This window comes from Bradyrhizobium sp. USDA 4504 (assembly GCF_054063995.1).
Genome location: NZ_JBSSGV010000001.1, coordinates 337251 through 362690 on the forward strand (window position 1 = coordinate 337251; position 25440 = coordinate 362690).

Here is a 25440-nt window from a genome sequence, read left to right on the forward strand (position 1 = left end):
GATTAGTGAATCTCGAAAAGCTTGCGGGGCGCCTTAGTCAGCGTCTCATGACCGGACTCAGTCACGCGGAACGTCTCGCTGATGACATAGCCGAACTCCTCGTCGAGCCAGTTACCCAACATCAAGTGGAAGGTCATGTTGGGTTTTAGCACCGTCATATCGCCGATCTGAAGGCTGGCCGTCGGCTCCAACCATTCGATGCCGATGCTGTAGCCGCAACGCGTGTCCTTCTTGATGCCATGCTTCTCGATCGTGTCGTAGAAGGCCTTCGCAACGTCATGGCATGTCGCGCCGGGCCGCACCTTGGCGAGCGCGGTTTCAATACCCTCGACTTCCGCCTCGTGGATTTTGCGTAAGCGATCCGACGGTGTGCCAACGATGTACGTGCGCATGATCGCGGAAACGTATCCGTGGCGGACACAGCCCAGCTCTAGGTTGATCTGCGAGTCTTTTTGGATCAGATCTTCGGTCCAGCGGATGTGGCACGTTCCCGTGCGCGGCGAGGCGCAAAGGAATACGCTGGCGATGTCAGTTGCCGGCTTACCGTTGACGCCTCGGACTATAGTCCCGTAGATTTCCGCAGCGACGTCAGCTTCGCGCACCCCGGGGCGAATCACTTCCGCTGCGCGCAACACGGCGGCGTCTGCGATGGCAGCAGCTTCGCGCATGATCCCGATCTCAAGGTCGGACTTGACTCCACGTACCCAGTGCACAAGCTTGGCGCAGTCAACGAGATCCGACTTGGAAAGGCGCTTCTTGAACTTCTCGATTTGACTGATGGTCAGGTCGTTGAATTCGAGGCCCACGTTTCGGGCCGCTGGGCCAAGGTCGATCAAGAAGTCGATTACTGCGTCGTAGCCGTCCTTGCCATCGATGCCAATAAGACTCTCGGGATAGTAGGTGATGTTCTCGCGGGTCATCCACGCCTGGTGGAGGCCCGCTGCCCAGTCGCAGTGGCGCAGGATGAACATTGGCTCATCCCGGTTGGTGCAGACGATAAGCCCTTGCGGAACATAAGCCGACTTGGCCAAATAGCCCGTGAGATAGGTGATGTTGCGAACGTTGTTCACGACGAGCGCATCGACGCCTTGCTTGGCCATTTCCGCCTTCACCGCGGCGATTCGCCGCAGGTACTCCGATCGCGGGAAAATTTGCGGCGCTTTGCTGATCGTCATCGTCCTGCTTCCTAGATAATGTTGACGTCAGCAAATCTAGTGCCAGCCCCGAGCCCGAATCCGTCGATATGAGATCGGCGGCCGCCGAAATTCTGCAAGTGGACGCGACAAAGAAACGCTTGGCATCGCGTTCCAAGCGTGAACGTGCCTACTAGCGCCTCTGACTGCGATGGTAGGTTCAACGGAACCGCCTTGGGCAGGCTAGTCAGCAGCCAGTCCTCAGATGAGCTCCCCCTCTGGTCCGCGAGCCAGACCGTCAAAACGGTGGCTCACAGAGGAATATAGCGCGGATTTCCGAAATGGCATGGTTCTACTCGCTACGGGTCCGTCGGACTTGAGCTGAGCATTCCATCGTCATTGGAACGGCTTTTTAGGAATCGGTATCGCTACACAGGAAAGTTTCACATCTGGCCCTAGAATCACGGGACTCCCGCGCCATCAGGCTCGATTCACAGTTTTTGCGTGCCGACTGTACGCTAGGTTCGTGCGTGCTGCCTGACTGTGGGGGAGATAACAGCCATGGTGACCGCGACGCAGAGTTTATCAAGCCGTGACCAGCTAGAATGCGTAAAAGGCCAAATTGCCTTTGCTCGATGCGTGCCTGACGAAAAAGCTCCCGCGGTAGCCGTGCCTGGCCATGACATTCCGATGGTCAACCACGAGGTGACGATCCGCAACGCTCGCCCCATCGTGAGCGACTTGTCTCTGGACAGGGAAGGCTTCACCTTAATTCAACACCAAACCTGCTGTGCGGACGTGCGCGATCCAGAGATCATGCGTGAAAAATATCTAGAAGAATTGGTACCTTTCATCAAGAGTTACTTCAATGCGTCGTGGGTATTGCCACGACGGCACGGTCTCTATGTTCGCCGTTCAATTGGAACCTCAATTCCCAAAGAGGGGTGGGCCTCCACCAGCGGAGTAAGAGCGCCGGGGGTAGTGGCTCATGTCGATCTGACGCCTATCTCGGGTCCTATGGCCGCCGCGGCTGAGAACCAAGTGCAGGGCATTCCTATTCGACCGTATTCTCGGCTGATGGTGATTCAAACGTGGCGTGCTCTCTCACCACCTCCACAGGATTTTCCCTTGGCCTTTTGCGATGCTACAACGGCTTCCGGCAACGACCTTGCCATGATCGAATACGTTTCAAATACCCGAAACGAACCCGGTGGTACTTTTAAGGGCTACGTTGCGCACTTCAGCCCCGCTCAACGTTGGTACTACTTCCCGGAAATGACTTCAGACGAGCTTATTCTGTTTAAAGCCTATGACTCCGAGACACATTACGGTTTGAGGTCGCCTCACTCGGCATTCGACAATCGTCGAGCTTACCCCCATGCAAATGTCCGCGAAAGTGTCGAAACCCGGCTCTTCGTGTATTTTGATTGATCGGCCGTGGCTGATTTTGCGGACTTAATTAACGGAGTGCCGCCAACATGAACCATCAAAAGTAGTTGGCGCCATAATGATAGATCGTGCGGCAGTCTAATCGCGAGCGCGTGCTTGCCGGCGGCGCGACGAACCGCAAGGCGAATTCGTGATCTGAATCTTCCATCTGAACGATGAGATTGGTGTTCGGCGTAACCCGACGATTGGTCGCCCGAACCGCTCACCGCCGGGCGGCCGTCGTGACCTGGTGATCATTGACTGCGGCTGCGATAATGGATCATTGTTGACTACAATTCAGTTCCTCACGTCGCATCAGCGGCTCTTCCGCCGTTGTCTTGACCGCGCGCTCGATGTCCGCCCGTCTGGACTAGGCGCGCCCCGGCAATGCAGGGCAGTTGTTCTGGATCACGCACGCTGGGCTACGACGTGAACCTGCCCTTTTGCTGCACTCCATTCAGCTGGCCTGTTTGGTCAACCGCGCAACACGTACAACTCGGCGCAGGTCGCATAGGCTGTACAGCTCCCGCAGCCAGTTCCGCTTTGCTAGCCGCTGATGTGGTGAAGCACCAATTGTGATCATCTAGTCACGGCCATATTGAAGGCGCAGCCGGCGTTCATATGGCTGTCGGCAGCGACCGCCTTGGCTCGAAGTACAGTAGGTCGAAACTCGTAGAAACGCGCTCATATTTGCAGGGTTTCACCGACACCGGCTCGATTTGCACGGTTTTTCGCATCGGTCCACCGTATACTTTCGAGATCGCCCCGCCGCGCCAAGCTTAGCACGAAACGAGCTCCTGTTAGCTGAAGCACGATAACGAGAGGAGACCGAATTGGACAGCAAGCACACAGACGTCAAGGAAGAATTCTATGATTCCCCCAAAGCGCCGAAAGCGTCGCAGCTTGTCGAGGCGCTGGAACAGGCGGGCGTCACGCATCTGATCTCGCTGGCCGACAACTGGACTGTCCGCCTCCATGAGCTTGTAGCGTCGGGCAAAACTTCGATCGAGCTCGTGCACACATGTCGGGAAGGCGAGAATGTTCCGATCGCGGCGGGCCTGCTAACGGCTGGCAAAAAGCCTGTCCTCATGATGCAGAACTCAGGCTTCCACGAGTCCCTCGACTCTGTGCGGTTGGGCATCCAGTTCGGTCTTCCTCTGGTGACGCTGATCGGGTACCGAGGCTGGAGGCACGGTAGCCCGGATATAAGGGGGCGCTTCACCGAGCCCGTTCTTCGCGCATTTGATATTCCTTATGAGGTCGTCGACGACGCGAAGAAGGTCGGCGCGGTGGGGCGTGCGATCGAGCTCGCGGAGCAGAGGCAGGGTCCGACTGCGCTGCTGCTGCCTGGTGTTGGTGGTCCCTCCGTTGATGAAGACGAAAGGCCTGGGGCCGATGGCCAAGCGCGGATGGATTATCTTCAAAGCCTGCGTTGTCTCGGTTCCCGTCGTACCGACGAAATCGTCATTACCCATGAGACTGCAGATCGCGTCTGGCCGCTGGTCTCCAAGCGGGAGGACCTCGACGTCGTGGGCCTTGGTTGCATGAGTAAAGTGTGCTCTCTGGGTCTTGGCATCGCCATGGCGCACCCGAATCGCAAAGTGTGGGTTCTGGACGGCGACGGCTCGTTGGTCATGAACCTTGGTAGTCTTGCGACCGAGGCCGATGTGCGTCCCCGAAATCTCGTCCACTTCGTGCTGCAAAACTTCGAATACGAAATCACCGCCAAGCAACCGTTCCCCATGGCGGACAGCATCGACTTCGCGACAATCGCCCGTGGTTCCGGTTTCCCCCGCGCGTTTACCTTCGATGACGTCGCGGAGCTGGAGCGAGGGCTGCCAGAGGTGGTTTCTGGTGAGGATTTGACGTTCGTTTCATTGAAGGTAAGGCCGGCCGACAAGCAGGCTGGACGGCACCGCGAATTGCTGCCGGAAGGCTTGAAAATGCTTCGTAGGACGTTGGCGGCGACCTGAGCCGCTGAGAGTGTTGCGCGGGCACAGCAGATAAAGCGACATCAGAATCCTTGCAGGAATTTAGCAACTGTGAGGCGATTTGCGCGGCTTTTCTGCTTCGATCCGTTTTAGACTATGGCTTTACCGACCTATTTGAGGTCGCCCCCATGATCATGACGTGAGCGCCCGAAGCGCAACCAAAGGAGAAAGATGTGGAGCGCTCGAAGGAGTTCCTCGGAGCAGGCGCGGCTCTTGCAAAATCGACAGCCCTCGGTGAGATCTGGGCCACGCTGCAGAATGCGCCACATCACCTGATGGTCGAAAGGTCGGAACGGTGAAGGCTGCCCGGCGGGTTGATGTGCCCGCATCTCCAGACGACACATGGCGCTTCGTATCCGATCTGCCTTCTGTCCTCCAGTGCATCCCCGGGGTGCGGGTGGGCGACCCGTTGGGGGAGGGCGGCTATAGCGCCTTGATCGTCGCGAGCGCCGGCGACTACACCGTCACCTTCAGCGGTGTTGCAAGTATCGAGATCGGAGCCGACCGCACTGCGACCATCGTTGCCAAAGGGAGCGATGCCGCCGGAATGCTCAGTGCTGAAGCTGAAGTGCGGGGCCAGGTCGTTGGCGCCTCGGATGCTCGGGTGAGTGTGCTCGATATACAAGCGCGATTCGAGTTTTCCGGCGTGTTCGCGCTCGCAGCTCGCGCGAGCGCGGGGCCGGCTGTGGCGTTCCTCTTGAGGAAGTTCGGTGCGAACGTGGCGGCGGCTGCGGTGCCTTCCACCGCAAGCGATGGAGACGGAGCGGTTCAAGACGCAAATTCGCGAACTGACGAGCCGGATGCAGGGCCTCAGCATAGAACGCAGGGCCGAACAGATCACGCGCTAGTTGCGTGGGTGCCTCGGCTCTTTCGGAAGCTGCGAGATGGCCTCGGTGTTGTGCGCTCCTGACTGGCAGGGAGCGAAACCGACTGATATCATGGCCTCTGACCACTTTCGCAAAGTAGTCCATTGCCATTGTCAGTCCTGCACACGCACGCGCCGAATATATCGGTTTGATCACCGAAGGCCGCTACCGAGGAGTTCGTTGATGATTAGCGAGCACAACTGCTCCGCGTGGTTCTGCTCGACGACGTGATCACAGTCGACTGCCATGAAGCTCGTTACGCCGAATAGGAACAAGAAAGCGCCGATGCATAGCCGGTAGAGCTGTGCCATGCCTCGACTAAGCTGCATGCGATTCCAGCAGACTCAGCTTCACTGCCCCTGCGCAGTCGGGCGTAACTTGCGCGGCGGGCCATATCCGGTGATCCTTTCCATCACGCGCTCATGCGGAATGGAATGGTGCGGTTTATCCATGGCTTGCGCGCAAGCCCAGTTCACCGGTTTCTCTCCTCGCACTTGGCTTTGCTAGCAAAAAGAGTAGCGCAAATGATGGTCATCGCGTTCCGGCCCCTCGCTGCCGCCGCATCGAAGTCGGGCATGCAGGCCGCCATGCCTCCTAGGGCTCCTGTTGCATTCCGCAGAGGATGCCCTCGTATTTGCAGGCTTTCACCGAGCTTGAGCCGATTTACGAGTTCTTTCCGCGCTGGCACCGTATATAGTGCTCGAAGGTACCAAGCCTCACGAACTTCAGCAGGAAGCGAAGGGCTCAAAAATGATGCCGCAAGGTGGACGACGTGAAAGCTGATTGGACATACATCTCGGGCGGGCACACCGCGGACGATCTTCGCGAACGCGCTCGGGAGGTGCTTCCGCCGGGTGTATTCGCGCACGTAATCGGGGGGGCGGGCGACGAGCGAACCCTTGCCGCGAACCGTGCCGGATTCGGTCGCTATCGTCTGCTCTCCCGCGTGCTTGCCGATGTTACGGAAGTCGACACGAGCGTCGACATATTGGGCACGAAGCTCGATGCTCCCATTTTCACTTGCCCGACGGGTGGGATCAATATGGTGCATCCTGAAAGCGAGAGTGGCGTAGCGCGGGGAGCAGCTGCGGCTGGTGTCGGATTTATTCTCAGCGGGATGTCGAGTGTTACTCTTGAAAAGGTCGCGACTGCGGCGGGGCCCGCGCGATGGCAGCAGATTTTTTGGCAGCCCAGTCGTGCGATCTTGGCTGACCTCGTCGAGAGAGGCCAGCAAGCCGGTTACAACGCGATCGTCCTGTCAGTGGACGAGGGAGATGTGGCGAGACGGAGGCTCGCTCGGACGGGCTACCGCGTGCCGGTCGAGGACGCGCTTGCCAATCTCGAGCGGTATGGGACTGCGGAATGGCAGGTGTGCCAGCGTGACCGTGGGTCTTACTCGAATGACGAGGTGGCCCTAAGCTGGAAGAACATCGAGTGGCTCAAGTCGATCGTCCGTGTCCCTTTGCTGTTGAAGGGCATCATGTCGCCTCTGGACGCGCGGCGTGCCGTCGAGACCGGCGTCGACGGCATCATCCTCTCCAACCACGGAGGGCGACACCTCGATTGGCTTCCGGGAACGATCGAGGTTCTCGAGGAGGTCCTCCATGCGGTCGACGGCAAGATCCCCGTTCTCTTGGACGGTGGCGTACGCCGCGCGACTGATATCGCTATCGCGCTCAGTCTCGGGGCGGCGGCCGTCGGGATCGGCAGCCCCGTTGTTTGCGCACTCGCCTGCGGCGGTGCGGACGTGGTCGGCGCATTCCTTGAGGATCTCGTCGCCGACCTTCGCCGTGCGCTCGGGGTGCTGGGCGTTTCGAACGTCGCGGGTCTGACCCGCGGTCACGTCTCGCAAATCGACCAATACCTTTCGGACGCCGCGCTCATCCCATTCCTGCCCGCGCGGTAGGCGGTAGGGCGGGCGTCGGTAGCGACAATTGCGACGGGTGGGTCGTAGTCGGCTGCGACCTTAGTCCGCCTTCACTAGGTTGCGAGCATCACGAGGCTGTCGTTGAGGAGGCGTGTACCAGTTAATCTTGGAGATATGCAATTCTCCAACAACCATCTTGAAGCTCCTACAAGGTTATCAACTGTGCCTCGCTCAGGGCTCGGCGGGTGCTGCCTGCGAAGCCAATCTCCTCCGCTTTCATCGGATGTCCAGAATGCTCCGAGCGCGACGATCGACGCTTCTCTGACGGGTTTTGACACTTCGATATGGATGGACTCGATTGCGCCTGCCGGCGGGTCCGGGGACGTGATCGCTAAACTCAGCGTCGCCGAGGTCTATCGGGGCTGGCCCCCCGATTTGACGGAGGCATGGCTCAGGGCTGCAACCATTTTGCTGCGGGTCAGGACGGTTCAGCAACAGGTCGGTTTGAAATCGATCGCTCTGCCAAAGTAATCAAAATCCAAGGCGCCAAGTATAACGCTCCGACGCCATCAGAAATGACCAACAACCACGCACTCGGCCAACTGCTTCATCCCCGCTCCGTCGCCGTCATCGGTACCTCCGACGATGCGCTGCGCATCGGAGGCGGGCCGGTCGCCTATATGGGCTCGCAGTGCTACCAAGGCCGGCTGCTGCCTGTGAACCTGAGCCGCCCGCAGATTCAGGGCCTGCCGGCCTATTCCAGCGTAGCCGCTCTGGCTGAAACGCCTGATATTGCTATCGTCGCCGTGGCCGCGAAGCAGGCTTCGCAAGTGGTGGCAGACCTGGGTGCTCGGGGACGGCCGCAACTATCGTGTTCTCGGCCGGTTTGCCGAAACGGGCGAAGAGGGCGCGTCGCTGCAGCAGCAGATGCTGGATGCGGCACGGTCCAGTGGCGTCCGGATATTGGGACCGAACTCCCTTGGTGTGCTCAATCCAAGAATCGGCTTTTACGGTAGTTTTATGTCGGTTGTGAAAATGGGCTTTCCGCGTGCGAGGCGCGTCGGGATCGCGAGCCAGTCGGGCGCTTACGGAAGCCACATCCTGGGGTTGGCGCGCGAGTTCGGAATCGGCGTGTCGTTATGTGTGATGACTGGGAATGAGTGCGACATCAGCCTGGCTGAACTGGTCCACGCGCTTGTGGAAGATGCGGACACTGACGTCATCACGATGTATTCCGAAGGCATCCGCGACGGCGACCGTCTGCTGGCGCTCGAGGCCGCGCGCCAGGCCCGCAAGCCGGTCGTGATGATGATGAAAGTCTGCAGCAGCGCCATCGGCAGCGCGGTCGCACACGGCTTCAATTGCCGACAACGACGCGGTGACGGCCGAATTCGGCGTAGTGCGCGCACGCTCCACCGAGCACATGCTAGACTTGGCGCGCCCGGCCACGCCACGTATCTATCCCATCAACAACTCGCTGGGCGTGATCACCATGAGCGGAGACGCGGGTGTCATCGCTTCCGACGCAGCTGAGGCGGCAGGCCTGCCTATGCCCGAGATGCGGGGCCGCTCAGCTGCATCTAAAGGAACTGATTCCCTTCGCTGCGCCGCGCAATCCGGTCGACTGCACTGCACAATTCATGAACGACCTATCAATCGCAGACCGCTTCACCGAGGCAGTAGTCAAGGAGGGCGGTTACCAGTCCGTGCTCGGTTTTTTTACTACACGGTGGAGGCCCCCATCTATCACGGAAGGCCTGCGCGTGCAGCTCAAGGCGGTGCGCGACAAGTACCCGGACCGCTTGTTCGTGCTCTCCATCCTGGTGTCGAAGAAGCGAGTGCAACAGTATGAGGCCGACGGCTTCATGGTGTTCGAAGACCCGGCGCGCGCCGTTGCCGCCATCGAGGCCATGGGCCGGTTCGGCGAGGCCTTCGCACGCCGGCCTGGCCTGCCGCCTCCGGCCATGCCGCAGATGGCTTTGCCTGCCAGCATACGAGCGAGGCCGATGCCACGCGCGTGCTGGCCGAAGCCGGCATCGCCGTCGCGCCCGAGCGCGCCTGTGCCACGGCCGCCGACGCAGTGGCCGCCGCCGAGGCTTTGGGCTTCCCGGTGGTGCTCAAAATCCCCTCGCCCGACATCCTGCACAAGTCCGAAATCGGCGGAGTGCTCCTCAACGTGGTCAGCGCGGGTGCGGTGCGCGACGGCTTCGCGACGCTTATCGAACGCGCAAAGCGCGCGGCGCCCGAGGCACGCATTGATGGCGTGCGCGTGGCTGCGCAACTCGCCAGCGGCATTGAGGTATCATTGGCATCCAGCGTGACCCAGTGTTCGGCCCTGTCGCGATGTTCGGGGTGTGGGGGCATCTTTGTCGAGGTGATGAAAGACGTCGTGCTGCGCCGCTGTCCTTTCGGTGAGGACATAGCCGAAGAGATGATTCGTTCAATCCAGGGTGCGCCGATCCTGCTGGGCGCGCGCGGCAAGCCGCCCGTCGATATCAAGGCGCTGGCCGCGACGCTGTCGCGCCCGACGCCGTAAGGTCTTGGCATGATCCGCGACGCTGCGATGCTGGAAGCCTTGCTCGACGGCATCCGCCGCTTCGTGCGCGAGGTGTTGGTGCCCGCCGAGCGCGAGGTCGACGAGACCGATGAGATCCCGTCGCACATCGTGCAGGGCATGAAGGATCTGGGCCTGTGCGGCATAACCATTCCCGAAGCCTGTGGCGGCTTGGGCCAGGCCACTCAAGAAGAGGTGCTGGCCGCCATCGAGGTGTGCCAGACCTCGTCCGCCTTCCGCTCGTTGATTGGCACCACGGTTGGCATCGGCTCGCAGGGCATTCTCCTGGACGCCACGCGGCACCCCCGACGGCCAGCATGGTTGCTGCGATCTCGGCCGGACAGTGGAAAGGGCTGGTGTCCCGCCCGCGGTATCGCTGAAGGTGTGAGGGAGCTGGAACAGCGCACTGGCCTCGATATGTCCGACGAGGCACAGCGCTTTGAGACGCGCGATGCCATCGCCGAACTGGTTGAGCCCTGGTTCGCTACGCGGACGCGCGAGCAGGCCGAACGAGAGCTGATGTGCACAAGGCCACCTGGGGTCGCTATGGCCCCGTGGGTGAATTGCTGGCCAGCGACTCCCGTGTGAATGCCGCGAGCAACCCGGTGTTCGAGCGCATCGACACGCCCGGTATCGGCCAGCACATCGCCGCTCGTACGGCGGTGCGCGCGTTTGGCTTGGAGCGCGAGCCCACCGCCCCGACCGCGCTGCTGGGCACTCATACCGACGAGGCTCCACGAGGTCCTGGGCCTGGATGGTGCGGCCATCGGGCGCTTGCACGATCAGGGCGTGGTGGCGGGCGCTGAATGCGATCCGACGTCAAGCACGCTCGCATGAGCCTGAACCCTGGATGCCACTACTTCAAGCGACGGCAGTAAGCCCGCGCAAGTGCACTGTCTGAAACTGTGGGGTCAAACGCTCAACTAAAGCGGGCACTCTGAATTCGAGCTATCCGGACGAAAGGCCGCCGGCCTTTCGAGCCAGCAGCCAAGTCTGGGAGGAAGCCCTTTCGGGCCGCGATTGATTAAAGATCACGATCCAGACATCTATCTAAGCGGCACATCAAACGGGCATCACATCGATTGCGTCGGCAGCGCTTCGCTTCCGTACGTATCGTACTAGCATTTGCGTTTCTCGTTCTAGACGTTCCTTCACGAGAATGGTACGGCCAATGGTAGATTCAAGAGCAGCAATGCTGTCGCGGCGCTGCGCCAACTGCATCTGCTGCAATGACATTAAGGAAGGGTCTCTTCTGATCTCGCTGCATCACTGGTTATTCTGTGTGTATATGAGCGAATGTTGAGATATCGTCTTGTTTGCTCGCTATTGATACCGTCCTTTCGCGAGCAGTATGAGAAAGATCCGACTTCAAGGTCATGCGGGAGGTCGGCGGTGTCCTGCAGACCGTCAAGCTCAAGGGGCGGCAATCGTTACCACCAATTTGCACCTTAACGAGCCGCGCTATGCCTTGCTGCCGAGCATCGTGAAGGCGAAGAAGACACCAATCGCCGAGAAAAAGCGCTGCCGATTATGGCGCCGATCTCGCCCGCGCCTAAAGGGTCCTCTGCGCCACGGCGACAAACATACTGCGCGAAGCCATCGGAAGCGTCGCCAATGCCTTCAAGGAGCTGCCATGAGCCAATCGAACGGGGCCAAAAGAAATCTGCGTACCGGCGGGAAAATTCTGATCGATCAATTGATCGCACAGGGCGTGGAGCGGGTGACCTGCGTGCCCGGCGAGAGCTATCTCGCTGCGCTCGATGCGATGCATGGCAGCCCGATCGACGTCGTGATCTGCCGCGCCGAGGGTGGTGCGGCGATGATGGCGGAGGCCTATGGCAAGCTTACCGGAAAGCCCGGCATCTGCTTCGTGACCCGCGGCCCGGGCGCTACCAACGCCAGCCACGGCGTGCACATTGCCATGCAAGACTCCACGCCAATGATCCTGTTCGTCGGACAGGTCGACACCGGCATGCGCGAACGCGAGACCTTCCAGGAGCTCGACTACAAGGCCGTGTTCGGCAGCATGGCGAAATGGGTTGTCGAGATCGATCGCCCCGATCGCATTCCGGAGCTAGTCGCGCGCGCCTTCCGTGTCGCCATGCAAGGCCGCCGCGGTCCCGTGGTGGTCGCGCTGCCCGAGAACATGCTCACTGAGACGGCGGCCGTCAGTGATGGCCCACGCGTCGAGCCCGCAATCACGTGGCCTGCGCCCTCCGATATCGATCGTCTCGGCGCGATGCTTGCGAGCGCGAAAGCGCCGATCGTCGTCCTCGGCGGCTCGAGCTGGGATGAAGCCGCCAGTAAGAGCATCGCGCAATTTGCCGAGCGCTTCGATCTGCCGGTCGCGACCTCGTTCCGCCGTGCCTCGCTGTTTGACGCCGATCATCCGAACTACGCGGGCGATCTCGGCATCGGCCCTAATCCACGCCTGAAGGCACGCATTACCGGCGCCGATCTGATCGTTCTGATCGGCGGCCGGCTGACGGAAATGCCCTCATCGTCCTATACCTTGCTTGACATCCCCTCGCCCACGCAGCAGCTGGTTCACGTCCATCCCGGCGCCGAGGAGCTCGGCCAGATCTATCAGCCGGCGCTGGCGATTCAGGCGACTCCTGTCGCTTTTGCGCAAGCCGTCGGCACGCTCAGACCGGATGTTGTGCCTGCCTGGAAGAGTGAACCGGCGAAGGCCCATGCGGACTACCTGCGATGGACCGATACGCCGCGCGAGCTGCCGGGCGCTTTCCAATATGGCCAGGTAGTCGCCTGGTTGCGCGACCGCCTGCCGAAGGATGCGATCGTCTGCAACGGCGCTGGCAATTATGCCGGCTGGCTGCATCGCCACCATCGTTTCCATGCATTCGCCGCCCAGCTTGCGCCGACCTCGGGCTCGATGGGCTACGGGTGTGCCTGCCGCCGTGATGGCGAAGCGGCACTACCCCGACCGCGTTGTCGTCGCCTTTGCCGGCGACGGCTGCTTCCTGATGAACGGCCAGGAGTTTGCGACCGCCACGCAATATGGAGCAGCGCTCATTGTTGTCGTCATCGACAACGGCCAATATGGCACTATTCGCATGCATCAGGAGCGCGAATATCCAGGCCGCGTGTTCGGAACGCAGCTGAAGAACCCTGACTTCGCACTCTATGCCAAGGCCTTCGGCGGCCATGGAGAGAGGATCGAGCGCACCGAGGATTTTGCCCCCGCCTTCGAGCGAGCACTCGCCTCGCGCAAGCCGGCGATTTTGCATTGCTTCCTCGATCCGCGCGCGGCGTCGGTCGGCAAGGATTTTGTACCCAGCAAACGCGGAAAGCGATAGCATAGCTGGCCCGCAAGGCCACCGAATCAGACTGATCAATCGGCCGGCATGCAGGCCGGTAGATGTCGGCTGGTGTCAGCGCATTCCCCATCCGCCCGAGCTCGAAATGTCGGACAGAAACTGCCGAAAGATCGGGTGGCACGCGATTCACTTGTCCTGCCGAAGCTCTCGCCCTCAACACGCAGGGGCACACATGCCGGCAATCTTGCTCAACTCCGGCAACGCATCGAAAGCAACCTTTCTGAGATCGGAGACGTCACTTGCTTGTCGGAAGCCGAAGCCGTCCCGCACTTATGGCGTTGCCACCATGCTGAAGCTCATTCGGATTGAAGCCGAAACGGTCTTGCGGATTTCATTGCCCGCGATCGTCTCGCTGGTGCTGGACTGAACCTAGTGTAGCTGCAATTTCGGTCAACAAACGTGTGTACAACATGAAGGATTTGGCGCGGCCTTAGGATGTATTAGATCTCTAAACTGTGGCGCGTCCTATTTGCGTGCTTTCAATCCAAACGTCATCGTATGCTGCCATATTCCCTCGTGCAGTCCCGCTTGCCTAACAAGAGCCGCAAGCGACAGGCAATCTGAATAACGAAGATATATAGTGCGCAGATCGACACATCGAATGAACGGTTCGATGTCGATTTCCTGATAGATCCAGCCTCGCATGTGGTCTCGTTGAGAGCAGATCGCTGGCTGCAAAAGTTCAATCCGGATCGTCATGCCAGCCGCCTCTCTACATATACGATGAGTGCCCCACCAAAAGTAGCTCCCGTCCAGGCCCGTCACGCTGGCTTTTTTGGCGTCCGGGCAGTCACAACATTCAGGAAACGGCTATGGCCCACAATGGGCGGGAACCGGATCTGGAAGATGTCGGACGTAAGCGGACGGGGCCGCTGTTTAGCAAGGCATACTACCTCGAAGCTTACCATGCGCACTTGGTCATACATTGGCCGAGGGCATTGGACATGAAAAGGAGCGCTCTGCGGTGCGCAGATCGTCGGTGCTAGCGATTTCGCACCACCTGAGATCGTCGCGTCGCTGCGAACTGTAGGCTACGAACCCCCGCCCAATTAGGCAAGAAGCACTCGAATAGGCTGAGCAGCTCCGGACCCGATGACATCGTGAAGGCCTGGAAGGATCTTAGCACCTTGAGAGTCAGGGTCGAAAATCGTGGAAGATTCATAGCTTTGATAAGCCGTGGACCTTCCGTGACAGGATTATGGCTTCAAGAACTGCAGAGCCTTCCATCGGATCATCAAGGGGAGCTACTGCAGCCACATCGATCACGTGGCCGAGCAGGTCGGCGCAATGCACCTTGTTCGAAGAAAACGTCTCTCTCGAGGAGGCAGCGGTCTCTAGAAGGGAGCGTATCACGCCCAGCCACAGGGAATAGCCTGCCGGTGCGATCGAAAACTATAGGTTCGATGTAGTTGATCTCAAGCCCGCCGACGCGGCTGCCGCACGCATTGACCTGGCGTCGTTGCGGAAGCCTGCGATGATCGTCATCTAGTCAGCGCCAACTGCCTCCAGGTTCGGAGGGCGTTGTGCAGGGTCGGTGTGCCGTTGGCTTCGACGAGTGGCTTGGGTCGCAGATCTATCAGCGGCCGCAGGCGTGAACCGACGTCGTCGCAAGGACGATGACGCCGGCAGCCATAATGCTAACCCTCTGCAATTCCAAGCGCGCCGAAGGACCAATAATTCAGTTCCAGGTGTTCAGACTTGCGGACAGACGCCGCAAGCCCTTGTCGAGCGAGCCAAGATCGACGCCGTAAGAAAGTCTGATCCCATTTGGATCACCAAAGACGGTGCCCGAAACTGTCGCGACACCAGCGTCCATCAATAATATGTTAGCGACGTCCTCAGCGTTGAATGCGGGGCCAGGGCCCTTTGCGCGCCGTAGCCAGCCCTTGAGATCGAGATAAAAGTGAAACCCGCCCTGGGCAGCAGGTTGGGGGATTGACTGCAGCGTCGACAGGATCGAGAGCCCAAGCGTTCGCGCCTCACGAACCTGACGTTGAAGTTTTTGTTGGAAGGCATAATCACCGGAATCCAAATGGTGGAGCAATGCATGCTGTGCAATGACATTCGGATTGTAGGTCGTATCGCGTTGGAGCGCTTGCACTGCGCTGATAACTGCTTTTGGGCCAGCGAGATAGCCGATTCGCCAAGCGGTCAGAGCCATCGATTTGGAAAAAGAATTAACGATCAGGGTGCGAACGCGTGCGGGAGGAGTGACCGAAACGATTGGATGGTGGATGTGCGGGGCATGGGCGAAAGCCCCATAGCATTCGTCGAACACAATCCAGAGATTCCGCTCGATAGCAAGCTCGGCAATATCAGCAAGAGCTTCCCGGTTGTAAATCGTACCCGTTGGATTGTTCGGGGTGTTGACAACGATCGCTTTAGTCTTTGATGTAACTGCCGCAGTTAGATCTGAAAGCGTCGGTACGTAGTTGTTATCCCTTGTCTCGATGAAGATTGGGGCTCCGCCAGCCAGACGGATGTGTGCGGGGAAAGCAGTCCAATGTGGGACGGGGATGAGCACCTCGTCCCCGGGATTGAGAAGCACCATTGCAACGTTAAAGAGAGCTTGTTTGGAGCCGCCAGTTAATGCCACTTCGTCCGCCGACCAAGTTTGACCTGTCTCCGTGGAAATTTTGCGAGCGATCGCGTGTCGCAGCTCTGTCGGGTGGGCTGTTTTGGTGCCGCCGTTGATCTTGCGATTGATCGCAATGATTGTGCCCTCGCGCACCATTGGCGCAATGTCACTTCGGATCTCTTCGGCAGTCAAATCAATAATTTGATCGGAACTTGAGGCAGTCGCCTTGGTTGCGGTCCAGGCCGCGGCGGTGTCCGAGGATCTAAACAAGGTTGTTCGTTGCGCCAGCATGTAGGTCCTCCGTCAAATTTGGCATGTCAGTGCTGCGGCGCCAGCTTGCCGCTACACGAGGACGACCTGCTCATACTGAAGCTGTTCATCGTTCTTTTGACTGTTTCGGTGATTGGATGGCCGCTAAGTCGCGAGGGAGTGCCGAAGGATGGCATAAAATTTGGAGACTGGCGGAAGAGCTGCTGCGCCACTTCACTGTACTGTCCACGTGAGGTGCTGTGCGTCGTCTGCGCTGGATCGGATAGCGGCAATTTCATGTGAGCTGTCCTACGGGATCGTTGTCGTCGTGTGGATGAAAGGCATCATATCGCAGCTCAGGCAGATAACCGCACTTCAGGTCGGGCCATTTCGTCTTATCTTAGCAGTTCGTTCGACGGCCTCGTCGAGCGTCGCAAAGGAAAATAGCTGTCCTCCAACGCAACAACGGCTGCACCGCGTGATGGAGTGTGCATGCCAGTATACGAGCCTTGTTGAAATTCGTGAAGCCGCCATCACCATCGACAAAGACGGGCGGTTAGCTTGAGCCAACGATCCACTCTTTATCTAATCGGCACCCAGAGAGCACGTAATCGACAGACCCGTTGCCCAGAGGCCCTTCACGTCACCGCACTCAGCGATCGCGCGGCGGGAGAAACCGTCATGCGTCTGCATGAGGAAGGTGAGTTCGCCGCTGGCGTAAACCCGGGCGTGCAACGTTGGTGAAAGCAGATTGTGATTGATCTTCCATGCCAATTCCTTAGGCGGTTTGACCAGCCAGCGTTCGTCAATGACGGTGACATGCCTCTGTCGTTCAATCAACTACGAGGATTGGTAGTCGACTAGAACTCAGGTTGTCGTCTCTAACCGTGGATGCGGAGGAACTTGGATGATCCGGACGTTCACGCGATCTTGGTTATTTTTCCGGTACTGCGCCAGCTTTGTATTCCTCCTTGCTGTCTTGAGACGAGCGCAAGGAGTCGGTTTATCCGCGTCTGGGTCCCTTGGACTGTCAAGCGTTCGGCGGACGAAAAGAGCTGCAGAGGCGAACGTCGTCAGAGCCGATGGCGAGGTGCGCAGTTGGCCAGCTTTGATTTGAGACGGGCCGCGACATTATCATCGTGGGGCTCTCGCCTTCGCTTGCCAAATCCCGCGGGTGAAGAGCGGTTGTTGGCCACAGTCATGTGATCGATGTTTTTGCAAGAGCGCATCCAAGTCCGTTGAGCGTCGAGTGGGCAACGGGCTTCGTGAAGTCGCCATGGGATGGCATGCCATCGAGTCGCTCGGAGAAGCGAGGCATCGAAAACCCTGTGCCTCATCCGCCACGATTGTGCCGTAGTCCTGGACGGTACCGATGTGGCTATTTTGCTTGGCGGCTGGTCAGCTTGCCGAAAGCTGGGCCTGCCAACCTGGCGAAGTGGAGATATCTCGGGGCTGATCTGCGAACTGCATCAAACGGAAGCATCGTCAAACGGAGTTACACAATGGTTCGAATCCATAACACTCTCGACGCGGCAAGTTCGGGTTCCGGCAGTGCATCTCAGGTCACTCAGCTAGATGAAACCATAGACCAGCCGGCCTTTAACCAGCACCTTGACGAGATACCACAGGAGCTGAACGAACAAGCCGATGCAGGTCCTTCCGATGTTGCTGTCTCGGCCGAGGTGGATCGGCGCGATGCGGTCAACCAGCAACCTGATTTGAAGCTTGTCGTCATTTCGAACCGCGTTGCACCCTTTGACCCCAACAAACCTCAGACCGGCGGGCTCGCCGCGGCGCTCGAGCCGGTCGTGCAGCGCTCCGGCGCGCTCTGGATTGGGTCCTCTGAAAACCGCGGCGACGGGACCGAGCACCCCCTGCCACTGGTGAAGACCGGTGCAGGCGAGGTGGCCAGGCTCGAGCTGCCGGCCAAGGACTATCCTGGCTACTATCGAGGTTTTTCCAATTCGACGCTGTGGCCGGCTTTGCACTCCCTGCCGGGCCAGATGTCGGGCTCGGACGAGGATTATGAAAGCTATCGAAACATCAACGACTTTATTGCGCGTGCGGCCTTCGACGTCCGAGATCGGGACGCATTCTGGGTTCATGACTATCATTTGCTTCCGCTTGGGGCTGCCTTGCATGACCTTGGTATCGAGCGGCCAACCGGCTTTTTCCTCCATACGCCGTGGCCGGCGCCCGACATGATCGAGCGCGTGCCCAATCATCGCGAACTGATGAAGTCGATGCTGAAATACGATCTGCTCGGCTTCCAGACAAACCGGGACCTGAACAATTTCGTGGCCGGCCTTAAAACCCATTTCGGGCTCGAGAGCAAGGATGGCGTCGTGACCACGGAGCGCGGCCAGACGCGACTGCAAAAGTTCCCAATCGGCATCGATCCCAAGCAGTTCGCGGAGTATCTAGCGGCAGATCTTTCTCCTGCGGAGCAAGAAAAAGTCTCGTCACTCCTGCAAAACTTCGAGGGCGCCAAGTTCGCGATCGGCGTCGATCGGCTCGATTACACCAAGGGTATCGACAAACGGGTCGAAGGCCTCAATCAGCTTCTGACGACCGAGCCGCACAGCATCTCACTGTTGCAGATCGCGCCGTCCTCACGCGCCGACGTCGAGCAGTATCAGAAATATAAAGACGACGTGGAGAGCGCGATCAATCACGTCAATAACGAGCATGGCACGGACGAGTGGAGGCCAATCCACTACACGAATGACTCGTTCAGCCAGGCTGCACTCGCGCGTCTTTACCGGGCTGCCAAGATTGGTGTCGTGACACCGTTGCGCGACGGCATGAACCTGGTGGCGAAGGAATATGTTGCTGCACAAGATCCGCGGGATCCCGGCGTGCTGGTGCTATCCAAGTTTGCCGGTGCGGCGGAAGATTTCAGCGAGAACGAGGCGCTGTTGGTGGATCCGAACCACCCTGAAGAGATCGCAGCCGCTATTTCGAAGGCCGCCAACATGCCGCTTGAGGAGCGTGCAGCGCGCTGGCGGTCGATGATGGATAAAATCGAATCTTTCACCATTCACGACTGGTCGGCGGACAATGTTCGAGAACTCGACAAAAGCCGGGTCATCGTTCCGGCTGATCAGTTCCACCGTCTCGGACTCGGCTGGACCAACGAGGCTCAAATGCCGCTGTTCCGAAGGCATGCCGAGGCGCTCGCCACGTATAACGAGATCGACCCCGCGGATGCCGCGTTGAAGGAGGCGGCCTTTGAAGACGAGAAGAAGGCCTATGAGGCGTTAGAGGCCTCACTGATACATACCCAGGACAGACTCTGGGATCTGCCGCTCGACACACCTCCGATTGGTGGTCGTCCCGAACAAGAGCCTGGTGCGGCGGAGGGTTGACCGGGCGAGCGGAACAGCACGGCGGATGACGGGCTTGTGTAGCAGGACAGAGGCACAATATAGACTTGGCGGCTGAGACGGTTCTTGCGGGCCGCGCAGCCGCCCGCAAGATGAGCGGAACGTCTCGGCAGACGATGCGCAGTCAGCAATTGGAGATTGCCATGCACACCGCCCTTAGCTTTATCGCGATCTGGCTGCTGATCAACGCGCTGTTCTTTGTCGCGATGACCTCCGTCGACAAATCTGCCCGCCGACCAGCCCGGAAGAACGTACCTCATATTTGGAGGTAAGCGTTACGATTGCGGGCGTGGGAACGTCCCGGTGTTCCGTTCCAGGCTGGTGAAGATCCGATAATCCTGCTGCTGCCAGACAGCTCAGGAGCCTGCCGACAATGCGCTGTCTGCTTGGTGACCAATGTCGGCAAGCGGACATGGTCGTACAGCCCTGAGCGGCTGAAACTTGCGGCTCTTGAGCCGGCACGCAGCTTGCAATGGATGGTCCACGAGGCGGTAGCGCGAGCCGAGCCATGTCATGCGTTGCGTACTTTCCATATCTCCTGCTTGACGTGCCGAGCCAGCGTGGCCCTCGACCTCAGCCGGAGCAAGTCCATGAACACGTTAGTCCTCTCCGCAGCGCTGCTTTCGATTGCCTGCTTCACCTCCGCCGCGCTTTCACAGGAGCGAACACCTATGGCACCGCCTGATGATCCATTCCTCTGGCTTGAGGAGATCGAAGGGGCAGACGCATTGGCTTGGGCCCACGCCGAGAACGAGAAGACACTCGGCGTGCTCCAATCAGATTATCGCTATCAACGCTTCTACGAGCAGACGCTCACCATCTTGCAAGCCAAGGATCGAATTCCATACGTCTCGCTCGGACGGCGCGGGTTGGAGAATTTTTGGAAGGACGAGAAGCAGGTGCGCGGCATCTGGCGGCGCACCACGCTGGAGAGCTATCGTAGCCAGGATCCACAGTGGGAAACCATCCTCGACGTGGACGCCTTGGCTGTCGCCGAGAACAAGAATTGGGTCTTTCAAGGTGGCAACTGCCTTCCGCCTGAAGAGCGGCTCTGCCTGATTAGTCTTTCCGACGGCGGCAAGGATGCCGCGTCCATACGCGAGTTCGACCGCGAGGCCAAGGCCTTCGTTGCGGACGGCTTTTATCTTCCAGAGGGCAAGCAGTACGTCAGCTGGATCGATCGTGACACCCTGCTTGTTGCACGGGACTGGGGCGAGGGCTCGTTGACGCAGGCCGGCTACCCCTTTGTGGTGAAAGAGCTCAAACGCGCCCAGCCGCTCAGCGAGGCGCGTGAGATCTTTCGGGGTGCGCCCACCGATGTTTCGGCGGGACCCTTCGTACTTCGTGACAGCGAAGGTCATGTCCATGCGACCGGGGCCATCCGCGCGATCGGGTTTTTCGAGCATGAGTACGTGCTCTTCCGCCCCGATGGGTCCGTCAAGCTCAATCTGCCGAAGAAAGCAGAGATCGCAGGCCTCGTGAGCAATCGCCTGCTTGTGAAACTTGAAGAGGCGTGGACGCCGTCCGGTGATGTCAGCTTCAGTGCCGGCTCGCTGATTTCGTATGACCTGAGCGAATGGAAACAGGATCCGCTGAATGCCAAAGCCTGGCTTGTCTTCAAGCCTAGGCCTCGTCAGGCCCTGAGCGGGCTAAGCTTCACAAAGAACCTCTTGATCCTGACGATCCTGGATAACGTTCAAAGCAGAGCGTTCGTTTACAAGTACGATCAAGGAGCCTGGTCTGCGACGCCGATCCCGCTGCCGGAACATACAAATGTCAGCGTGTCGGCCACCTCCGATGACGCGGACCAGGCGATGTTCGCCGTCTCAAGCTATCTCAAGCCAACGTCGGTCTGGTATTTTGATGCCAAAACTCAAAGGCTTGAGGAATTAAAGACGACCCCCACCGCTTTTGATGCGTCCAACCATGTCATAGAGCAGTTCGAAGCGACTTCGCGTGACGGCACGTCAATTCCCTATTCTCTGGTGCGACCGAAGAACGCAAGGTTTGACGGCGCCACTCCGACACTTCTTTATGGCTATGGCGGGTTCCAGGCTTCGCTTCTGCCCTCCTATCTCGGACCCGTCGGACGGCTCTGGCTCGAGCAGGGCAATGCCTATGTCGTTGCGAATCTGCGTGGGGGCGGCGAGTTTGGCCCGCAATGGCATCAAGCTGCCCAAGGGGCAACGAAGCAGACGACGTGGGATGATTTCATCGCCATTGCCGAGGACCTGATCCGCCGCAAGATCACAAGCCCGTGGCGGCTCGGGGTAATAGGTGGCAGCCAGGGCGGGCTGCTCGTCGGCGCCGCAATTACCCAACGTCCCGAGCTCTTCAACGCGGCGATCATCCAGGTGCCGCTGTTTGACATGCTTCGATATACCAAATTGGGCGCAGGCGCCTCCTGGATCGGCGAGTACGGCGATCCCGCTTTTCCCGAGCAGCGCGCGTGGATCGAGCCCTACTCACCCTATCAGAAGCTGGTACCGGGCAAGACCTATCCCGCTCCTTTGATTCTCACCTCCACCAAGGACGATCGCGTGCATCCCGCGCACGGCCGCAAGGCCGCAGCAAAGCTCGCCGCGCTGGGCCAGCCCTACTTCTACTACGAGAACATCGATGGGGGGCACAGCGCCGCGGCCAATTTCATCGAAGTTGCGCGTCGACTGGCCCTTGAATACACCTATGCGTCGAGGCGGCTTTGTTCTGAGAAACCGACTGAATTCATCAAGCTGGAATGGGACGCAATACATTGAACAGCCAATCGACGAGCAAGACGCTACGGACTTAAGGGGCAACCGAAGCAGTTCCCACGCGGCCATGGGTCTTCGATCTGCCTCAACTTTCGGCTCGTCGTGCAATATGGCCGGCCAGGCGCCTCGCCGGCGAGTGTCGAAATATTGCTGAGGCAGACTGGCTCATGAATTGCGATTTCCAAGCTTCAAGCTCCGTTCCAGCTTCTGGACAAATCGTGCCGCAATGAACGGTGTATCTGATTGGATATCGAAGCGAGTTGTGCCTAGGGACGCAGATCCGACCGGGCAGGGAGGGAGGCGTTGAGTTCTCCGGCACGGGCCAATCTCGAAAGAGGTCTCATTCGTGCGCGGACCCGGCAGTCAGTGATCGCGGTTAGCGTGCTCGAGGAAATCGGAGCACACAGCAAGGCTGCACGACGGCTATCGAAGCTAGAGGCAGGAAAGAAAGATGCGCAAGTTACCGATCCTGAAAAGCCTCCATCTGTTTGAGGCGGTCAGCGAGTTTCCAAGCTTCTCAAGGGCGGCCGAGCGGCTCAACATGACGACCGGCGCGGTAAGCTATCAGATGCGCCTTCTTGAGGATTGGTTCGGCAGGAGACTATTCGTTCGCCATAGTTCGGGCGTGCGGCTGACATCCGACGGCGAACAGCTCAAGCGCAGCTGTGCGAGCGCGTTCACCGTGCTCGAGAAAGGATGCTACGAGCTACGAAGGCGCCATGCAGGACATTCCGTGGTGATCGGGAGCTCAACCACGTTTTTGTCGCACGGCCTGTTGCCCCGTATCGGTCGGTTCCTCCAACTCTATCAGGACGTTGACCTTCTCTTTGAAACCGAAGTCGATCTTGACGTGCTCGCTGTTGGCGCGTTGGATGTGTTGTTTCTCAGCGGCCGGCTGAAGTGGCCGCTTCCTATCCGCGAGGTGCACGCTTCAAATGAGATGATTGGCCCAGTCTGCGCGCCTGCCACGCTCGAGGGGATCAAGAATCCGAAAGATATTCGCTCTATCTCTCTGTTGCACGAGGCCGACAGGCTGGACGCCTGGAGCGAATGGGCCAGCGCAGCTGCAATATGCTTGCAGGGATCTCGCAAGGTCGTGTTCGATTCATTTTCCTTGGCTATGGAGGCGGCAAAAAGTGGGCTGGGAGCCGCGATATCCTCGCAAATCCTGGTCAGAAGCAACCTTGAGAAAGGAGAGCTTGTCGCCCCATTTGGCTTCGTGCCGGTCAATCGCTCAATCTATATGTTCGTCAATGGGCACGCGCGAAATAACGCGGCTGTCAAACAGTTTGAGCGCTGGGCGCTGTCAGAAATAATGAGCCGGGACGATCAGCCATCGCCCTTCGAAGTCCCAACTCGGCAGATCGAGCAAGCCGCTCACTCGAAGCGACCGGATAGGCCCGTACTGGCATCAAGTCGTTGACGGCCATCATGGGCCTACAAGGTGCGGACGGTTCCAGGGTAGGGCGCCGGAAATCCGTGGCGCGCGGCCAGAAGATGAAGGATTGCAAATGGTTCGTCGACATAGGCGCGGCCGTTCGCGACCTTCGCATTCTCTTCTAAAGAGCTTCCCTGCTCTAAAATCAGAACTGGCGCGGACTGATGATCCTGCCCAAGCCTCTCGATGAGCGCGGCTCGTGGCCTCGCCCAGGAAATCCGACGAACGTCGAGCCTCGCAGCGCAGCCTGGAAATGCGGACAGCAACCCCTCCAGCAGCAAGCAGTGCCAGCAATAGAATTGCTGTCCTGGCAGGGTCGGATCTGAAAACGGGCGCTCTAAAAGGAACAGCTGATCCCATGGCATGATGTGGACCCCTGATCTAGCGATCGCCAGGACATGAAGTTTCAGAGTCCCTCGATCTGACCACGGCGAAGGTCGCAACCGCAAATGCTAAAAATGCGCTCCCCGCGCATAGGAGGATAACCATGCCCAAAGCAAGCCGATCACCCAAAACCGACAAAGCAATACCATTTCCCGCAACGCCGCTATAGGTGCAACACTGAAATAGCCCTGAAAGGCGACCGGCTCGGTCGGGAGCCACTGAAGACACCATGTGCGCGTGAGCAGCAGCCGCAAATATTTGGCCAAACCCAAGCATCGCGCTGCTGGAAACGATTGTCATAGGCAGACCCGCATCGAGTGACATCATTGCAAGGGATGCCGCAAGCAGCACTGCGGCCCCAGCGATGGTTGGCAAGGCCCCCAACAGCTCGAAGATCGGCTTGACGGCGAGCGCGCCCAGCAACGCAAAAACGCCGTTGCTCATCACGATCGTCAGTAGCACGCTCTTATCGAGGACCCCGTCAGCTGTGGCACGTATCGCGGGATAGACATTGATGATGCCGGCGCCGAGATTGAGCAGAATGACAGCAAGGAATGCGGGATAAAGTGGTGCCAAGTCCAGGATGGTACCCGAAGGCCGCGCCTCAAGGACTGCCGGTGTCCTTCTGAACTGCTGCTTGATGCCAAGGAGCACGATAAAGGAGAAGATGATCGCCGATATGTTGAAGACCAAAACGCCGGGCAAGTGCAATTGATCGGAGAGCATGGCACCTGCAAACATTCCCAAGAGATAGGTGAGCCAGTCGATATTGGCGATATTGCGCAGCACCGAGATCATGCCGTCTTCCGACGTAATACGACGGAAGAAGGAAACTTCTGCAGATAAGTAGACGGGCTGAACCAGGCTGAGGACGGCCATTGCTGCATAGCTCAGAAATGAATCGGCTTCGCCGGTGCCGAAGATGGCGAGCAGCGCGCATACGCGAACCGCATTGACGATCATCATGGCTGAGATCGGATCGCCTCTGTCGACCAGCGGCGACAGGAAGAGGCTTCCGAGCATGATAGGCGCAAAAGTGACCGCAATGCCTATACCCGCAGCGCTCATGCCGGATTGCAGAAGGCCGATCAGGATGCCGATTCGGAACGCCCAGCCGCCAATCTGGATGATCAAATGCGAGAGATAGACGAACTGCCGTGTGCTCGCCCCACTCATCGTTGACCCAGCTCATCGAGCATCGTCGAGTGGATATCCCTTGACGCAAAGCCAAAGATGAATGGCATTGGTCTAGTTCGGCGACATCGGTGCGATGAGACCACAAGGGGACGACGAACCCTCTCGCAATAGGGCGGCTTGGCAAAAGACATCTCACCCACCTATCAACCTCCTCGCGGAGTTCGGTCATCGCCAGAAGATGCCGGCCGACGCGTTCCCCTTGCCGGTGAGCCCTGAGTTCCACCGCTTGCCTTAAACAGCGCTCGCTAGACCCCGCCGAAGCTTTGAGGTGCAGCACC

General features: G+C 59.0%; 16 protein-coding genes and 3 pseudogenes. 14 read left to right on the forward strand and 5 right to left on the reverse strand.

Features of this window, described 5'->3' with window-relative positions:
- Positions 1 to 2: 2 nt before the first annotated feature.
- Positions 3 to 1175, reverse strand: a complete 1173-nt coding sequence (locus tag ACVMB1_RS01450) for a M24 family metallopeptidase (protein ID WP_456848123.1) — start codon at positions 1173 to 1175, stop codon at positions 3 to 5.
- Positions 1176 to 1694: 519 nt separating this feature from the next.
- On the opposite strand from ACVMB1_RS01450, the gene ACVMB1_RS01455 reads away from it, so the two are divergent.
- The 10 genes and pseudogenes from ACVMB1_RS01455 (at position 1695) to ACVMB1_RS01500 (ending at position 13544) form a co-directional block, all read left to right on the forward strand.
- Positions 1695 to 2564, forward strand: coding sequence for a CmcJ/NvfI family oxidoreductase (locus ACVMB1_RS01455; RefSeq protein ID WP_456848125.1), 870 nt, complete (start codon positions 1695 to 1697; stop codon positions 2562 to 2564).
- An 830-nt stretch (positions 2565 to 3394) separates the two neighbouring features.
- Complete coding sequence (locus ACVMB1_RS01460) at positions 3395 to 4534, forward strand: thiamine pyrophosphate-dependent enzyme (protein ID WP_456848127.1); 1140 nt, start codon at positions 3395 to 3397, stop codon at positions 4532 to 4534.
- A 337-nt stretch (positions 4535 to 4871) separates the two neighbouring features.
- Positions 4872 to 5462, forward strand: a complete 591-nt coding sequence (locus ACVMB1_RS01465) for a CoxG family protein (RefSeq protein ID WP_456849858.1) — start codon at positions 4872 to 4874, stop codon at positions 5460 to 5462.
- A 719-nt stretch (positions 5463 to 6181) separates the two neighbouring features.
- Positions 6182 to 7324 (forward strand): alpha-hydroxy acid oxidase, encoded by a 1143-nt coding sequence (locus ACVMB1_RS01470; RefSeq protein WP_456848129.1) that lies wholly within the window; start codon positions 6182 to 6184, stop codon positions 7322 to 7324.
- Between the two features lie 536 nt (positions 7325 to 7860).
- Positions 7861 to 8088: pseudogene (locus tag ACVMB1_RS01475) on the forward strand (CoA-binding protein); the annotation flags it as partial.
- 43 nt (positions 8089 to 8131) lie between these two features.
- Positions 8132 to 8818: a hypothetical protein gene (locus ACVMB1_RS01480; RefSeq protein ID WP_456848131.1), complete on the forward strand. Its 687-nt coding sequence runs from the start codon at positions 8132 to 8134 to the stop codon at positions 8816 to 8818.
- A gap of 472 nt (positions 8819 to 9290) precedes the next feature.
- Positions 9291 to 9821: pseudogene (locus ACVMB1_RS01485) on the forward strand (acetate--CoA ligase family protein); the annotation flags it as partial.
- Between the two features lie 9 nt (positions 9822 to 9830).
- Positions 9831 to 10427 (forward strand): acyl-CoA dehydrogenase family protein, encoded by a 597-nt coding sequence (locus ACVMB1_RS01490; protein WP_456848133.1) that lies wholly within the window; start codon positions 9831 to 9833, stop codon positions 10425 to 10427.
- Between the two features lie 1045 nt (positions 10428 to 11472).
- Positions 11473 to 13156 (forward strand): annotated as a pseudogene (locus tag ACVMB1_RS01495) (thiamine pyrophosphate-binding protein).
- 193 nt (positions 13157 to 13349) lie between these two features.
- Entirely contained in the window at positions 13350 to 13544 is a 195-nt protein-coding gene (locus tag ACVMB1_RS01500) for a hypothetical protein (protein WP_456848135.1), read from the forward strand.
- 1311 nt (positions 13545 to 14855) lie between these two features.
- On the opposite strand, the gene ACVMB1_RS01505 is transcribed toward ACVMB1_RS01500, so the two are convergent.
- Together ACVMB1_RS01505 and ACVMB1_RS01510 are read right to left on the reverse strand one after the other, a co-directional pair.
- The gene (locus ACVMB1_RS01505; protein ID WP_456848137.1) at positions 14856 to 16046 is read right to left on the reverse strand and encodes an aminotransferase class I/II-fold pyridoxal phosphate-dependent enzyme; all 1191 of its coding nucleotides are present in this window, start codon (positions 16044 to 16046) and stop codon (positions 14856 to 14858) included.
- A gap of 543 nt (positions 16047 to 16589) precedes the next feature.
- Positions 16590 to 16844, reverse strand: coding sequence for a hypothetical protein (locus ACVMB1_RS01510; RefSeq protein ID WP_456848139.1), 255 nt, complete (start codon positions 16842 to 16844; stop codon positions 16590 to 16592).
- A 662-nt stretch (positions 16845 to 17506) separates the two neighbouring features.
- Between ACVMB1_RS01510 and ACVMB1_RS01515 the strand changes: the two genes are divergently transcribed.
- The 4 genes from ACVMB1_RS01515 (at position 17507) to ACVMB1_RS01530 (ending at position 23566) form a co-directional block, all read left to right on the forward strand.
- The gene (locus ACVMB1_RS01515) at positions 17507 to 19372 is read left to right on the forward strand and encodes an alpha,alpha-trehalose-phosphate synthase (UDP-forming) (protein WP_456848141.1); all 1866 of its coding nucleotides are present in this window, start codon (positions 17507 to 17509) and stop codon (positions 19370 to 19372) included.
- Between the two features lie 65 nt (positions 19373 to 19437).
- Entirely contained in the window at positions 19438 to 19662 is a 225-nt protein-coding gene (locus ACVMB1_RS01520) for a hypothetical protein (protein ID WP_456848143.1), read from the forward strand.
- Positions 19663 to 19980: 318 nt separating this feature from the next.
- Positions 19981 to 22146 carry a prolyl oligopeptidase family serine peptidase gene (locus ACVMB1_RS01525; protein ID WP_456848145.1) on the forward strand — a complete coding sequence of 722 codons (2166 nt, stop codon included), beginning with the start codon at positions 19981 to 19983 and terminating at the stop codon, positions 22144 to 22146.
- A 448-nt stretch (positions 22147 to 22594) separates the two neighbouring features.
- The gene (locus ACVMB1_RS01530) at positions 22595 to 23566 is read left to right on the forward strand and encodes a LysR family transcriptional regulator (protein ID WP_456848147.1); all 972 of its coding nucleotides are present in this window, start codon (positions 22595 to 22597) and stop codon (positions 23564 to 23566) included.
- A gap of 14 nt (positions 23567 to 23580) precedes the next feature.
- On the opposite strand, the gene ACVMB1_RS01535 is transcribed toward ACVMB1_RS01530, so the two are convergent.
- Together ACVMB1_RS01535 and ACVMB1_RS01540 are read right to left on the reverse strand one after the other, a co-directional pair.
- On the reverse strand, positions 23581 to 23946 hold the full coding sequence (locus tag ACVMB1_RS01535) for a DUF3088 domain-containing protein (RefSeq protein WP_316398909.1): 366 nt from the start codon (positions 23944 to 23946) through the stop codon (positions 23581 to 23583).
- A 16-nt stretch (positions 23947 to 23962) separates the two neighbouring features.
- Positions 23963 to 25141 carry an MFS transporter gene (locus ACVMB1_RS01540; RefSeq protein ID WP_456848149.1) on the reverse strand — a complete coding sequence of 393 codons (1179 nt, stop codon included), beginning with the start codon at positions 25139 to 25141 and terminating at the stop codon, positions 23963 to 23965.
- Positions 25142 to 25440 lie beyond the last annotated feature (299 nt).